Origin of the sequence: Fredinandcohnia quinoae, assembly GCF_022427965.1 — a bacterium.
GTDB classification, from domain to species: Bacteria; Bacillota; Bacilli; order Bacillales; family Bacillaceae_L; genus Ferdinandcohnia; species Ferdinandcohnia quinoae.
Map to the genome: position 1 here is coordinate 1 of NZ_JAKTTI010000040.1, position 15,089 is coordinate 15,089.

The following is a 15,089-nucleotide window of genomic DNA, read 5'->3' on the forward strand; positions in this document are numbered from 1 at the left end:
ATGAAAAAAAACTGTAGGCAAACTCGAAAATCTTCGAGTTTGTCTACAGTCTGAGGCACCTACTTGTAAGGTGCCTTAAATCTGTTATTTTGTTGCTTCTAAAAATTCTTCGACATCTTTTATAGAAAGTTTTACTGCTTTCTCCCAGAAATCCCGCTGTGTTAAATCTACCCCAAGATGCTTTGCAGCTAAATCTTCAACGGTCATACTTGCAGTATCCTTTAGTAAGGCTATATATTTTTCCTCATAATCAGTACCTTCTTCGAGTGCTTTTGCGTAAATCCCCATTGAAAATAGGTATCCAAAAGTATAAGGGAAGTTATAGAAAGGTACACCAGTTATATAGAAATGCATTTTAGATGCCCAAAATTGAGGATGGTACTCATCTAATGCACCACAATATGCTTCCTGTTGTGCTTTTAGCATAAGTTCGTTCAGACGTTCTGAACTAACAATACCCTGTTTGCGTTCCTCATAAAAGGAAGTCTCAAATATGAAACGAGCATGAATATTCATATAGAAGGCTACACTTCTTTGGATTTTATCTTCTAGTAACGCAATGCGTTCATCTTCATTTTTGGCATTTTTTACAGAAGCATCTGCAACGATCATCTCCGCAAAGGTAGAAGCAGTTTCAGCAACATTCATTGCATAGCTTCGATTTAAGGTATGAACACCTGCCATTGCTTCTTGGTGAAATGCATGTCCAAGTTCATGTGCTAAAGTAGAAACATTTGAAGGAGTTCCAGAGAATGTCATAAAAATGCGTGACTGATTACTTTCCGGGAAGCTCGTACAAAAGCCTCCTGGTCTTTTACCAGGTCTATCCTCTGCTTCAATCCAGCTATCCTCAAATGCTTTCTTAGTAAATGCTGTCAGCTTTGGTCCGAATTTACTAAATTGCTCTACTATAAATTCTGCACCTTCTTGGTATGTAACCTTACTCTCTGTTTTACCAATCGGAGCATCGAGATCATACCAGCTTAATTTATCTTGACCTAACAACTTTGCTTTACGATTTAGATATTCAACAAATGGAGCTTTGTGTTCTGTAATCACTGCCCACATCGTATCGAGTGTTTGCTTAGTCATTCGATTAATATCAAGTGGTTCATCCAACACATTTTCCCAACCTCTTGCTTTATACACCCCAAGACGGAATCCACCTAGATGATTCAGTGTAGCTCCGATATAATCAGTATGATCCTCCCATGCTTTTTCCCATTGCTCAAACATTGCCTTTCGCACTTGGCGATCAGAACTAGAGAATTTATTGAATGCTTGACCAACTGATAAATACTGTGTTTCTCCATTATCTTCAAAAGGAACTTTGATCTTTCCGACAATTGTATTATATTGCTGACCCCAAGCATGATATCCATCCACACTTAGTGAGTTAATTAAATTTTCTTGCTCCAATGAAAGCTTTTCCTTCGCTCTCTTTCTTCTTTCCTCTAAAATATATGAAAGCTCACTAAAAGGCTCCTCTGATAAAAGACCAGTCCAAACATCTTGATCAATTTTAATTAACTTTTGATCTAGCGCCGTTAATACCGATGTTAATGCTGCACTTAATTGTGTGATTTTCCCTTGAAGTAGAGAAGCTCTTTTATCTGTTGTATCTTGCGCAGTTAAGCAGCTAACAAATGCCCCTGCTTGACGTAATTTTTTGAAAGTCGATTGAAAGCAATTAATTACCTCTACTAATGATGCTTTGTTATCTACTGTTGTTGATATAGAAAAGGCCTCCACCAATTCATTAAAATCCTCTAACTGTGTGTGAAGTCCTTCTAAAAATACCGCAAACTCTGGTGAATGACTCCCACCTTCAAAAAACACATCCAAATCCCATTTTTCTTCATATGTAGTTATAGTCATAATCCAAGCTCCCTTCTATGTATCATTCAAAATTATTTAGCCTTCCTAAATAAAATGATGTTTTTATTATAATCGCTTTTTTATAAAAATTCTATAATTTCAAATTAACTTTTCTATTACCAATAAATATCAGTACATGCATTAAATTCATATTCTGTGGAAAACTGAAGAAAAAAGCTCGGAGTGCAAACTATGAATAAACAATCTATTCAAAAATATTTCGATAAGTTCAAAGAAAAGAAAACTTATCCGGAGCAGGATTCAACTGAGGATATCGAAAGAAAACAGCAAAAAATTGATCCCATTTTAGAGAATACTATTGCGATCTTTAAAAAGATTTATTCTGTACCCGATAATAGTGACTTGAAGATCCATAACTTCACAATTAATGGATTGAATAAAAATGCCGTCTTACTATTTTTTTCAACTATTTCTGATATTAAGATGATTAACGAGCACATTATTGAGCCTTTAGTATCAAATAAAGATTCCTCAAAAACGATTGAGGATATTATATCCGTTCAATCGATGCAAGCAATCGATATTATTGATGAAGCTGTACAAGGAATAAACGGCGGCAATGCAACATTATTTGTTAATGGTGAAAAAAAGGCATATTTGTTCGGTACTTCTAATTTTCAAAGTAGATCTGTTGAAAAGGCAGAAAATGAAACAATTGTTAAAGGTCCTAAAGAAGCATTTAATGAAAAAGCTACAACGAATATTTCGTTAGTTAGAAAAAAAATTAAAAATGAAAATTTAATTGTGGAAGAAACAACAATTTCCAAACGGTCACATAATGAACTTTATCTTCTTTATATAAAAGACCTTGCAAATGATAAATTGGTAAAAAACATAAAGAAAAGAGTAAGTTCTTTAGATGTTGATGCTATACAGAATCTTAGCCTTTTAGAACAGTATATCGAGGAAAGACCTATATCTGTTTTTCCAAGCATATTGTATACCGAAAGACCTGACAGGGCTGCATCATTTCTTGAAGATGGATATATTGTTTTACTCATGAATAATTCACCATCTTGTTTAATACTCCCTGCAACATTTTGGTCATTTATTCATAATCCTGAAGATCATTACTTACGATTTATATATGGTAACTTCACGAGAATCCTCAGAGTATTTGCGTTATTTGTTACCCTTTTTGCATCAGCAATTTATGTTTCAATTACAAATTATCATGCCGAAATGGTTCCTACAGATTTATTATTTGCAATTGCCTCAACTAGGGAAAAGGTCCCCTTTCCTGCCTTTGTTGAAGTTCTCATGATGGAAATAGCTTTTGAGCTAATTCGTGAAGCTGGTCTGAGGGTCCCAACTCCTATTGGACCGACAATCGGGATTGTAGGTGCACTAATTTTAGGACAAGCAGCCGTCCAAGCAAACGTCGTAAGTCCAATTGTCGTGATAGTGGTGGCATTAAGTGGTGTCAGTTCCTTCACTGTCGGGGATATTAGTATGAATTTTGCTGTTCGGATGATTCGATTTCTCTTTATAATATCTGCAGGTCTTTTTGGGATATATGGAATGACAGCTACTTTTACAGCAGGACTCTTTTACATGGTTTCAATTAAATCATTTGGAGTACCGTACTTAGCACCAATGTCACCAAAATATGTATCCGCTAAAGACACAATCCTGAGACACTTATTAAACAAAGAAAAAATACGACCAGGATATGTTAAACCAAAAGACATTATTAAGAAATCAGAGGAATAGGTGAATATGAAGGAACAAAAAGGAAAAATTGGGATAAGAGAATATGTCGCAATTATCCTTCTTACTGTCGGAGTAAAACTATCAGATGATACACCTGCAATTATTATTGAGCATGTAGATAGCGCCTTATGGATTGTTCCACTTTTGATTGGATTACTATCTTTTATTCCGATCTATTTACTTATAAAAGTAATAACAACATATAAAAACAAAAATCTGCATGATGTAATTCTTCATCTATTCGGTAGGTATCTGGGGGTTGTAATATCATTAGGCTTATTACTTATGGGTACTGCTTCGTTAATCGTAGATTCAGCTGTCTATGTGGATATTCTTGGGACAATGTACTACACTGAAACACCTTCAATCATCATTTATTGTGTATTAGTGGCAATTTGTGCTTATGGTGGAAAAAAGGGATTAGAACAAATTGGATCTGTTGCATGGTTAGTGCTTTTTTATGTGAAAATATCCCTTCTAATGGCTCTTATTTTAACACTGCGAAATAGTAATCTTTCATTTATGTTTCCGATCTTAGGTTCGGGAGGATGGGAGATTATTAAGGAGAGCACCTCACACATTTCGATATATGGTGATTTTTTTTATTTAGGGCTAATTGCACCTTATTTAACATCAGCTAAAGTATTTAAAAAAGGGACACTACTTGCATTACTCATTATTACAATTGAGTTGAGCTTGTCCTTTTTAATTTATATTTTCTTATTTGATTACCCTTCATTAAAAATGCTTAATTACCCTTATCACGAAATTATTAGGTACATTAGTGTTGGTTTTTTAACTAATATTGAAACATTCTTTTTACCAATATGGCTACTTGCCGCTTTTGTTCGTTTTTCATTTTATTTATATTTAATATCACTCTTTTTGGGTGGAATCTTTAATATAAAAAATTTCGAATATCTTATTCCGACAATCGCAACAATTATTGTAATCATTGGGATGGTACCTGAATCCCCAACCTTTACTATCTTTTTTCTAAGGGAACGCCTATTGTACATCATCAGTCCTTTATTTATTATACTACCATGCTTAATGTGGTTACTCGCGAAAATTAAAGGGGATCTCAAACATGAAAAGGATACAAAATCTTAATAAAATACTTCCATTCATTATTTTGACTTTTTTATTAACTGGTTGCTGGTCCCAAAAGGAAATAGATAAAAGTGCATATGTCATCGGAATTGGAATAGACAAATCAGAACAACAAGGAAAAATAAAGGTTACTTATTTAATCTCTAATCCAGAGGTTGGCTCAACACAAGAAGGTGGAAATACAAATGAACCCCCACAAGAAATAATTACGATTGAAGCAAATAGTATTATCGATTCAAGGGACGTAGCAAATGCAGTCGTTGCAAAAGAAATAACCTATGATATATTAGATGTTATTATCGTATCAGAGGAACTCGCAAAGGAAAAGGACTTCATTCGTTGGATATATGATACAACAAAGGATCGAGAAATACGCCGCGATACAAAACTCATCATTACGAAAGAGAATGCCAGTGAATTTATAACAAGAAATAAACCAAAGCTTGAGACAAGACTGCATAAATATTTTGAGATTTTACTTAATCATACAAATAATATTGGTCTTGTACCAAAATCAGAACTACATACTTTTTTCAGAATTACAGAGTCAGGTGCTGATCTTTTTTTAGCAATCTATGCGACGACAATAAAGGAAGAACATATTGAGAGAAAAGACGATGATTCACTGATTGCCGGTGAATTGAAGGTGGAGGGAAATACCAATCCGACTCAATTTTTAGGTTCAGCCGTTTTCAAAAATGGTCAAATGATTGCCAAACTATCGGCAGAGGAAACAAGGCTTTCACAATTATTAAATAAAGCGATGATTAAGGCTGACTTTTTAACTTCTTTTCCAGACCCTTTCATGAAAAAGTCAATGATCACAGCAAAAATACAACAAATTTCACAACCTGAAGTTAAAATTGATGTTACAAAGAAACCACCCTCGATAGCAGCAACTATTCCGCTAGAAGTTGAAATATTAACAGATCATGCAATGATTAACTATGCTAAAAATAGGGATAAAAGGGATGATTTGAAGAAATATTTGAAAAATAGAATTGAAGAAAAATATGTCAAGCTTATTAAGCGAACCCAAGATGATTTTAAGGGGCAACCATTTGGATTTTCTTTGCCCGCTAGAAAATATTTTTTGACCATTCCTCAATTCGAAGCATATGATTGGATGCATTCTTATCCCGATGCTGATGTTAAAGTTAGTGTGGATATTACCTTCGGCGAATTTGGGAGACAAAGTGAATTACCATCTTACGGAGGGATACGAGATTAAGTTATGAATATTTTTATTTTTATAGTTGTATTCGCAGTATTTATTTATACAGTTGGTTTTTCCATTTCGCTATGGAAGGATATGAATAAAATAGGTTCCATCATGGTATTCATACTTGCACTTGTCGTAATTATTGTACCTTTCTTTACAATTATTAAATAAGATAAAATTTGAAACAGAACAATACCGTATCTCTTATCACTTTCCAATAAGTTATTTCATAACCTAATGTAACGTAGGTTGGAGGGGATTAGATATGAACGATCGATATATGATTGGACCAATTAAAATAAATAGTCAATCAGGTAATTCTTCTGTCAACTTCGGTGACGCTTCAATCGCGAATAACTCTGTAACAAAAAAAGGACAAGGGAATGCTCTAGGAATTGGCGACTTATCCTCTGTATTTGCCCCAATGAATAATCGTTGGATAGATAATGATGTCTCTGATCAAAACTCAGGAAATAGCCCAAGTGAAAACAATCCATTACAAACATAAGCAAATAAAACAAACGCAAAGGGTATATTCCTTTTTTATGGAATATACCCTACTATAATTGTCATACTTAACCTGTTAAAATATCTTCGTTTGGATATTTAATCTTTCCTTTTTCTGGTCTAGCTAAAGAGAATACTAGTGTTAGGGGCCCAAGCTTTCCTAAAAACATCATAAAAATGATGACAATTTTGCCTACAATTGTTAAACTAGCCGTTATCCCCATCGTTAACCCAACAGTTCCAAATGCTGAAATTACCTCAAAAAGGATTGGGAGGAATCCCGCGTCTTCGGTTACATTTAAAATAAAAACAGCAAGGAAAATAAAGAGAACCGCAATGGAAGATATTGCGAGCGCACGAAATAATAATGGTAGTGCAATCGATCTTTTTGCGATTACTATGTCCTGTTTACCTTTTAAAAAGGATAGGACTCCTAATACGATAATTAAAAAAGTTGTTAACTTAATCCCGCCACCTGTTGAAGCACTGCCAGCCCCAACAAACATTAATAACAACATGAGTAAGATGGTTGATTCATCTAAACCAGCTATATCTAATGTATTAAACCCCGCTGTTCTTGGTGACACGGCTTGAAAATAGGAAGCCCACAATTTATCTCCAAGAGAATGTAAACTTCCCAACGTATTCGGATTTGAATATTCAAGAGCAAAAATCAAAAACATTGCAGCAAGATTAATGATAAAGGTCCCAACAATCATTATTTTTGAATGTAGACTTAATTTTTTGAAGCTCTTTTTATATTTGATGTCTGACAAAACGGTAAAACCGATTCCTCCAATAATAACCAATGATGTGATTGCAATGTTCACAATTGGATTTCCTACATAACCTATTAAATTATCAGACCACAAACCGATTCCAGCGTTATTAAATGCTGCGATTGAATGAAAGAAACTATAATATAGTCCTTTACCCCATCCTAAATCAGGAACCCAACTAAATGATAAAAGAATCATTCCAATTAACTCAATCGCTAAGGAGAAGATAAATAAATTTTTAACTAATAAAATAATACCCCCAACTGAAGTTGTATTTAATGCTTGTTGCACAATTAAACGTTCTTTAAAGCCAATTTTCCTACCAAGCATCAAATAAATTAATACTGCAAACGACATAATACCTAATCCACCCAGTTGAATAAGTGAAACAATTACGATTTCACCAAATAATGTATAAGACTGAGCAGTATCGACTACAACAAGCCCTGTAACAGTCATCGCAGAAGTAGCCGTGAATAAGGCATCGATCCACCGTATCCCCTCGGTAGTTGCAAAAGGTAATTTTAGCAAGCAAGTTCCCAATAATATAAAACTTATAAAAATTAGAATAAGTAATTGATAAGGGGAAATCTTAAGTATTCTATTTTTCATAGTTATACTCCATGTTGCTCAAACCGATTAATATCTTGATTTTGTCCGATAACGATTAAAATGTCCCCTTTTTGAATATTTTCTTCAGCTGCTGGGGATATCATAAAATCCTGTCCCCTTTGAATTCCAACGATATTACAGCCATACTTTGCCCTAATATCTAATTGTAGAAGAGTTTTATTATTGATTTTGTCTGTTACTTCAATCTCGGCTATACTATATTCTTTTGACAACTCAATATAATCAATAATTTTATCTGAAACGATACGGTGTGCAATCCGATTTGCCATATCTCGTTCAGGCTGGATCACTCGATCAACTCCAATTTTCTGCAACACTTTATCATGATAGCTATTATAAGCTTTGGCCCACACTTGAGGAATACCAATTTCTTTTAATACCAATGAAGTTAATATACTTGCTTCTATATCCTCACCAAATGAAACAAAAGCATGGTCAAAATTCCTTAATCCTAATCGCTTTAAAGTTAATTCATCAAGGGCATTTGCCTGAACAGAATGTGTTACATACTTTGAATATTCATTCACCCTATCAATATCCTTATCAACCGCCAAAACTTCAACACCTAAATTTGCAAATTCCTTAACAAGGCAGCCCCCAAAACGTCCCAAACCAAATACAACAAATTGCTTCTTCATGTTTTTTCTACCCTTCTATTGAAAAATGAACATAAAAAAACCACTCCAAAAAAAGAATGGTCAATGATATCATTAACCCTTCTCTCACAATCGCTTACGGAGTTAGCTGTCGGATTAGGGATTGAGAGCATCCCTTCTTAACTTAAATTGTTAAGATTCACCCCAAGATAAACATCGAAGTTTATCAATAATGGTTCCCCCGTTCAATAATGATTCAGCACAAAGGTTTTTATTATTAAAATGATAAATATAAAATACTCCTCTAGAAAGATCGTGTCAATAATTATTTTTTTACATCGTTGATTTCCTGCAGTTATAGGCAGTTATACCCCTACCCCTTTTAAAAGTTAATCGACTTATTGTTTAATGAAATTCTCCATTAAAAGAAATTACCACAGTCCTAATGACCGTGGTAGACCCAGATTTTATACTTATTATCTATCAACTCTTAATATCATCAACATTATCACGCATATTAATTAATTGGTTCGACTGTTTCTTTTACTAACATCCATTTATCTTGTCTTAATTGCCAAGTTTCTATGGTGAATAATCTTGCCAATACCTTTTCTTCCTTTTCTATTAATAGTTCAAAAAATACAACAGCGGTATCCGGATTCTTTAACCTTATCACACGATTCTCAAATTTTTTACTAGCTCCTAAAAGTTCTTTAATTGATTGCTGCATTCCGGAAATAGATTCCTGTGCATCAAATATAGCCGGTTTATCGTTCGTGCTATGAAAAAATGTAACATAGTAATCCTCGGCCATTATACTTTCCAATGCGGAAGAATCACCTGAACTCATTGCATCATTCCAATCTGTAATATACACATCGTGCATTTTTGTAAATTCCATTAATTGTTTTTCTAATACCTTTACCACTGTTTAGTCACTTCCATTCTATTTATTTTTTTCAAAAGAAAAATAATATCCCTGATAGTTAAATAGATTAGTGAATCCAATATTTTCTGCAATTCTAATGGATGGTTTGTTCTCCTCCATACAGTCCCAATATGGAAGAATCCCTTTTTTGAAACACTCCTTAATATAATGATGAGCAACCTTTTGTGCTAATTTTCTTTCTTGAAAATCCTCTTTCGTTTCAATTGCTACACAGTGTATATTTTCAATTACAAAAACTGAGTAGCACAAACTAACAATTTGATTATTGTATATGATGCAATAACCAAGCCCCTTTTCAAAAAAACTCTTTGGTGTGGACCAAGACGATGAAATTTGTGAATGTAGAAAATCAATATTTTTAATTGTATTGTCACTATTTTCGTAGAATTTATTAGTCAATTTTAGTAACCTATAACCTTGATCAAGTATTGGTTCATTATTATATGAATAATTTTCTTCTTCCAATATGTAGACCCTTTGATTCCACTTTTGTAATTGGCGATGAGTGAAAATCCTCTCAATGGTTTTATTCCATTTTTGATGATAACCTATTCCCTCAAACCAGTTTAATTGCGCTTGTTTAGCTTCTGGGACGATAACTCTATCAATGAAATGATTTAATTCAGAGTTGAAATTTTCATTCTCTTCATCGCCGATAAACAGAAAGCCGTCATTATTGCCAAGCCATACAATCCCAGAGCTTGGTGATATGTAATTATCAACAAATATTCTTCCTGGATTAACTCCATTTATTACTGCCTTTACCTCTAACGGTCCTTGCTTAATTACTAGAGTTTGACACTTATAAAAATCATTCCTATTTAATTCGTAAATCATATTTTGTTTTTCCTCCCTGAAGTTCGATTACAGCATACTTCAATTAAAAAAGTCTAACCACCAAGGATAATCATACTGTCCATTCGAAACCTGAAAAAATTTCCCCATAAAACCTATATGTACAATTCCATATTCATCCTTTAATACCTTAGGTGCATATGTAGAAAATAAACCAAAATTAATTTTTTCTATTTCAACACTTGATGGTGTTGGTATCCCAGCTTGCTCCTCACTAAACTGAAGGTATTCTTGTTTAGTTGGGTTTGTCACTATAGCTAGGATCATAAAAAGAATAAGTAAACCTGTAATGATAGATTTCTTTTTACTCTTCACCATATATCCTCCAAAGTAATTTTTTATCTATTCTGATTATATCATTAGTCTAGAATTTATAATGACTCATGTTTGATTATTAAATGAATAATATCCTGAATATTACATTGTAAACAAAAAAACCCTCATCAATGAGGGACGTGTATTTAATATAATGGTTGTGGACTCTGACAAGGTGGAAATCCATTAATATCATGAATCATAGAAAAATCGTATTGTTTTAAAGCAAATTGTGCTTGATACAAATATTCAATTACAAGAAGCTTTCTGCCAGATGTACCGCACAAAATACCTGACGTCCCTTGTCCATTTACTAATGAAACCCCAACAGGCTGACCAATTAAATACCTAATTTTTTGTTGCCATGGCATAGTCATCACTCCTTCAACTATATAATATTGCATTAGAAAAAATGGGTGCCTGTATTTTTTAAATGGAATGTGAACGAAAAATTTCAAAGTTTGATAAAAGTATTCATTAAAAATTGTTTATCACTTTACCCAAACATTTATTTGAAAATAAAATATCATATAGAAATAAATAACATGTGCTTATAAGTACAATGTGAAAGGAGGAGAAAAGATTGCGCCCAATTCATAGACCTCCCCGAAGACGACCTTTCTATCCACCAAAAATGCATGGCTACTCTCAATCCAATCCATTTATAAATTCATTTAAAACACCAGATGGCCATTGGGATATGAATAAAATTTCGAATTCCATTGGCAAAGCAAGTAAACTATACGGACAAGTGAACCCACTATTAAAACAATTCACATCATATTTTAAAAGATAACCACATTGAAATAAGTATATCCAGCTTTGTTTGGAGGGAAAATAATGCATTTCCGCAAGGCTACAAGTGGCGAAACGCATCAAATTCTTAAGCTTTCATCAGAAGTGGCATATGAAGCATCCATAGGATATGTCAGTCGTAAGAGTGAATATCCTAGTCAAATGACAATGTCCTTTTTATCTAGAGGTGGTTATTATTTAGTCGCCGTTGAAGATGATATTATAAAAGGTTGGATTTTACTTGGAGAATCTCTTAATACTTTCGAAAATGAAATGATTGGATTTATTTCAGAATTATACGTCATTCCAAAGCACAGGAAACAACAGCTGGGGTATGAATTAATGAGAAACGCACTGTCTGTATTTAAACAAAATAACATTCATAAGGTACAATTGAATGTTTTTGAGGGAAATCTAGCAAAAAATCTCTATAAAAAAATGGGTTTTCAAGAAATCTCAACCCTTATGGAAATATCGCTGAAAGGTAAAAATCAATAGAGATATAGATTTTTACCTTCCACTTTATTCATTAAATCAATACAATGTCTTTTTACCAGATAATAATAGCATCGGCTGCACAGTTGCCATAAAGTGGAAGTCTTACTGCCAGTTACCTCTGGGAAAACTAATCAACCTCCATTACCGATTCTATAAACTTCTTCATCGCCTTTTTGTTTGTTGTATTAAGCCACTTTGTCAATGCTGCTTCATTATTTTTAAAATATAAATCCAGTACATTTCTTAATTCCTGATGATAGTTATCATATTTATCCCGTTCCTTAACAAGATTATCGATGAGTAGAGACCAATTTTTAGGCGATGAGCCGAAAGGACGCTCTGGATACTTATCCGCTAACTCCACTACGGTTTCAAATGAATTTCTTAAATGAATTTCTACTGCTAACAAGCTGCCAATAAAACGGTGGCTATTGTCATTTTCCAATACTTTCTTAAATAGATTTCTTGCCTCCGTTAATTTTCCCTGCCTCATTAATGCGCTGGCCAAAATTCCTTGATCATAGTCAGACAAATGACCATTGACCAACTTTGAATATTGTTCAAACCATTTGTTAAACGAAGACCATTCTTGTCTTTTATAATAATAATCTACAAGATCAAATACATCACCCGATGATGGAGATTTTTCAGCAAGTGCAATTAAATAAGATAATTCTTGCGCTTCATCCACATTTAAAGGCTGTGCACGCATTAACCGGTTGATCATCCGTAAACTATGAAGATCATTTGGGTCTTTATTATAGCTTTCTTGATAGGCTGCAAATGCTTCTTTGTTCTTTTTATCAAGTAAGTGACGGTCTGCTTTTGTCAATTTTCGTTCCTGTAAATAAAAGAATGGGAGGTTCCCAATCGTATCTTCATTTAACCGGTAACCATTACTTTGGGTAATCATTTCACCTTCTGCATTAAATGCCCTTACATTCCATGAATAGCGATTTTTCGTATTAGCAAATCCTAGAATTGACTTAGGATCAAGTTTTGATAAATCGGTTATATCTTCAAACACAACTCCAGTTGTTTGCTTATAAAAGTCCTCAATCGGAACGGTAAGCTGATTATCCTTGATCTGTGTTTTAAATAAATATTCAATCGAACCTGAATCAACATCTGCACCCAGATGAATATTATAATAAGCAGCCCCATCAACATGGTCCCATGCAAAATGAACTTGTTTCTCAGTAATTTTTTGCTGATTAACCGGTGATTTAATTTCAATTAATGGATGAAGTGTCACATTGTAAGTAATATCTTGATTGCCATCAATATCAATCCAATCATTTAAATCAGTCGGCCATGACCAGCCATCAATTTGGTCAAATGTGAAACCGAGAGATATTTGATAGTTTCCAGGAAAAACATTTTGAAGTTCAAATTCACCATTTTCATCTGTTATTAGTTGATACGGTTCATCTACACTTACACTTTTATTGACATCCTGTTCTTCACGTAAAAATACACCGGCATTCTGAACTGGTGTACCGTCACTACGAATAACTTTTCCCTTAACAGTAACAAGAAGTTTATTTTGTTGAGTAGTCATAACTTTACCTAAACGATCCTTAAGTGCTTGAAGCTGTTCATATACGACAGGGGTATCACCTGCTATTTCAGGGTATTCTTGCTTTTCCTGTTCCCAATCGATTTTAAATTCCTTCAGTTCATTATTAACTTTCTCGTAAGCAGTTTCCATATCCCCCTTTTGAATAATCATTTCTGACCTCAGCTTAACAACCTCAGCTTTCATATAAAAGTTACTAGCTGAAAGATTTTTATTCATTACATCAATATAATTTTCCGCCTTTTCGTAATTTTTAAGATTGATCATAAGTTTAATAAGTTCAATGCGGAGTTCATCTTCAATTCCGGTATATCGATTATCGGACAGTCGTTCAATGGATTTTAAAAGCACATTTTCTGCCCTTTCAAGCTGGCCTTCACGTTGATAATATGCAGACAACTGTATAGCTGCCTTGGATAAATAACCATCTAGTGGACCTTTTTCGACAAAATCCTGCAAATATTCTAGTTTTTCATTCCAAGTAAAATTCAACTCAGGATTTCCGACTATCTGTGTCATGGATGGACCAACAATGACATCATACTTACCTATTCTGCTGGACTCTTCAATTATATAGTCTTTCATCAAATCCCATTTTTGGCTTTGCAATATAGAACTATTAAGCAGTTCAACAACTTTTTCCTTTCCGAACTTACCTTGTTCTAATTTCTCTCTAGCTACATACAATTCTATTTGAGGTTTTACAACAAAGGAAATGAATGGAATTAAAATTATCAGACCAATAAGGATAAACATTAGATGCTTAATCTTGATTCTAATTTTCATACCGTTTAACCGCCCTATCCAATTCGTCCTTCCAATAAATGTTTCCGTTTATTTCAACTAATACTTTATCGGATTGACTACTATTTTGAGGTAAGAAACCCTTAATTCCCAACGGTAATAAAAGTAGCAAAATTGCTAGACTAAGAGGTAAGAGAGGCAATTCAATTTCTTTATTCAAAATCGATGCCATTTTTTGCTTCCATGTGATAGGATGAATTCGATCAATCACCTTTTGCTGTTTCGTAAACTGAAGAGAACCTAGCTCTTGATTAAGTTGATTTTTTAATCTTTCTTTCTCCTGCTTCAACCACACCCTCTCCCTTCTCCAAAATTTTCCCAAGCAACATCCTACCCCTTTTTAACCGTGATTTAATCGTAGTTTCCTTCGTTTTTATTTGACAGGCAATCTCAGATATTTTCAATTCATTAAAATAAAATAAAGTGATAACCTCACGATACTTATAATCTAATGTTTGGATTGCCTTACTCACATTCTGATTGTCTATAACTGCTAGTAACTCAACCTCAGGGGTTTGATTATATGCTTCCTCCTTTACCCAATCAAAAGCTGGTACAATATTTTTCCAACTCCATTTTCGCATTTGCGACCTGCATCGATTAATCACAATTGTCGTCAGCCAACTTTTCAATTTATCCGGATCACCGAGCTGATGCCCTTTTTCAAAGGCAATGATAAACGTATCCTGTACAACCTCTTCAGCTAACTGATGATCCTCCAACAATAAATAGGCAGTCCGAAGAAGGTAGTCTCCATACATGTTCATTAACTCGATTAGGGCATTTTCTTCTTTATCATTTATCCTATCGATTAAATGCAATCAGTCTCTCC

General features: G+C 33.8%; 17 protein-coding genes and 1 riboswitch. Of the genes, 7 read left to right on the forward strand and 10 right to left on the reverse strand.

The features are described from left to right. Positions 1-84: 84 nt before the first annotated feature. Positions 85-1,878 carry a M3 family oligoendopeptidase gene (locus tag MJG50_RS18705; protein WP_240257291.1) on the reverse strand — a complete coding sequence of 598 codons (1,794 nt, stop codon included), beginning with the start codon at positions 1,876-1,878 and terminating at the stop codon, positions 85-87. Positions 1,879-2,070: 192 nt separating this feature from the next. On the opposite strand from MJG50_RS18705, the gene MJG50_RS18710 reads away from it, so the two are divergent. The 5 genes from MJG50_RS18710 (at position 2,071) to MJG50_RS18730 (ending at position 6,455) form a co-directional block, all read left to right on the forward strand. Further along, positions 2,071-3,612, forward strand: coding sequence for a spore germination protein (locus MJG50_RS18710; RefSeq protein WP_240257292.1), 1,542 nt, complete (start codon positions 2,071-2,073; stop codon positions 3,610-3,612). 6 nt (positions 3,613-3,618) lie between these two features. Then, complete coding sequence (locus tag MJG50_RS18715; RefSeq protein WP_240257293.1) at positions 3,619-4,725, forward strand: GerAB/ArcD/ProY family transporter; 1,107 nt, start codon at positions 3,619-3,621, stop codon at positions 4,723-4,725. Continuing rightward, positions 4,703-5,956 (forward strand): Ger(x)C family spore germination protein, encoded by a 1,254-nt coding sequence (locus tag MJG50_RS18720; protein ID WP_240257294.1) that lies wholly within the window; start codon positions 4,703-4,705, stop codon positions 5,954-5,956. Before MJG50_RS18715 ends, MJG50_RS18720 begins: the two co-directional genes overlap by 23 nt. A gap of 3 nt (positions 5,957-5,959) precedes the next feature. Continuing rightward, entirely contained in the window at positions 5,960-6,118 is a 159-nt protein-coding gene (locus MJG50_RS18725; protein WP_240257295.1) for a hypothetical protein, read from the forward strand. 94 nt (positions 6,119-6,212) lie between these two features. Then, positions 6,213-6,455, forward strand: a complete 243-nt coding sequence (locus MJG50_RS18730; RefSeq protein ID WP_240257296.1) for a spore germination protein — start codon at positions 6,213-6,215, stop codon at positions 6,453-6,455. 67 nt (positions 6,456-6,522) lie between these two features. On the opposite strand, the gene MJG50_RS18735 is transcribed toward MJG50_RS18730, so the two are convergent. From MJG50_RS18735 to MJG50_RS18760, 6 genes are all read right to left on the reverse strand, one after another. Further along, positions 6,523-7,845, reverse strand: coding sequence for a TrkH family potassium uptake protein (locus tag MJG50_RS18735; protein WP_240257297.1), 1,323 nt, complete (start codon positions 7,843-7,845; stop codon positions 6,523-6,525). A 2-nt stretch (positions 7,846-7,847) separates the two neighbouring features. Further along, positions 7,848-8,504, reverse strand: coding sequence for a potassium channel family protein (locus MJG50_RS18740; RefSeq protein WP_240257298.1), 657 nt, complete (start codon positions 8,502-8,504; stop codon positions 7,848-7,850). A 76-nt stretch (positions 8,505-8,580) separates the two neighbouring features. Beyond that, a riboswitch (cyclic di-AMP (ydaO/yuaA leader) is annotated at positions 8,581-8,734 on the reverse strand. Positions 8,735-8,979: 245 nt separating this feature from the next. Then, entirely contained in the window at positions 8,980-9,390 is a 411-nt protein-coding gene (locus MJG50_RS18745) for a nuclear transport factor 2 family protein (RefSeq protein WP_240257299.1), read from the reverse strand. 18 nt (positions 9,391-9,408) lie between these two features. After that, positions 9,409-10,248, reverse strand: a complete 840-nt coding sequence (locus tag MJG50_RS18750; protein WP_240257300.1) for a GNAT family N-acetyltransferase — start codon at positions 10,246-10,248, stop codon at positions 9,409-9,411. A gap of 39 nt (positions 10,249-10,287) precedes the next feature. After that, entirely contained in the window at positions 10,288-10,581 is a 294-nt protein-coding gene (locus tag MJG50_RS18755) for a hypothetical protein (protein WP_431307302.1), read from the reverse strand. A gap of 146 nt (positions 10,582-10,727) precedes the next feature. Then, on the reverse strand, positions 10,728-10,952 hold the full coding sequence (locus MJG50_RS18760) for a hypothetical protein (RefSeq protein ID WP_240257302.1): 225 nt from the start codon (positions 10,950-10,952) through the stop codon (positions 10,728-10,730). 212 nt (positions 10,953-11,164) lie between these two features. On the opposite strand from MJG50_RS18760, the gene MJG50_RS18765 reads away from it, so the two are divergent. After that, positions 11,165-11,377 carry a YppG family protein gene (locus MJG50_RS18765; RefSeq protein WP_240257303.1) on the forward strand — a complete coding sequence of 71 codons (213 nt, stop codon included), beginning with the start codon at positions 11,165-11,167 and terminating at the stop codon, positions 11,375-11,377. 44 nt (positions 11,378-11,421) lie between these two features. Beyond that, positions 11,422-11,874 carry a GNAT family N-acetyltransferase gene (locus MJG50_RS18770; protein WP_240257304.1) on the forward strand — a complete coding sequence of 151 codons (453 nt, stop codon included), beginning with the start codon at positions 11,422-11,424 and terminating at the stop codon, positions 11,872-11,874. A 127-nt stretch (positions 11,875-12,001) separates the two neighbouring features. Here MJG50_RS18770 and MJG50_RS18775 read toward each other — a convergent pair whose 3' ends face one another. Genes MJG50_RS18775 through MJG50_RS18785 form a run of 3 tightly spaced genes read right to left on the reverse strand, consistent with a single transcriptional unit; the run spans position 12,002 to position 15,078 of the window. Further along, positions 12,002-14,239, reverse strand: coding sequence for a carboxypeptidase-like regulatory domain-containing protein (locus MJG50_RS18775; protein ID WP_240257305.1), 2,238 nt, complete (start codon positions 14,237-14,239; stop codon positions 12,002-12,004). After that, positions 14,229-14,546, reverse strand: coding sequence for a hypothetical protein (locus tag MJG50_RS18780; RefSeq protein ID WP_240257306.1), 318 nt, complete (start codon positions 14,544-14,546; stop codon positions 14,229-14,231). The genes MJG50_RS18775 and MJG50_RS18780 overlap by 11 nt, the downstream gene beginning before the upstream one ends. Continuing rightward, positions 14,509-15,078 (reverse strand): RNA polymerase sigma factor, encoded by a 570-nt coding sequence (locus MJG50_RS18785; protein ID WP_240257307.1) that lies wholly within the window; start codon positions 15,076-15,078, stop codon positions 14,509-14,511. The genes MJG50_RS18780 and MJG50_RS18785 overlap by 38 nt, the downstream gene beginning before the upstream one ends. Between the last annotated feature and the right edge of the window lie 11 nt (positions 15,079-15,089).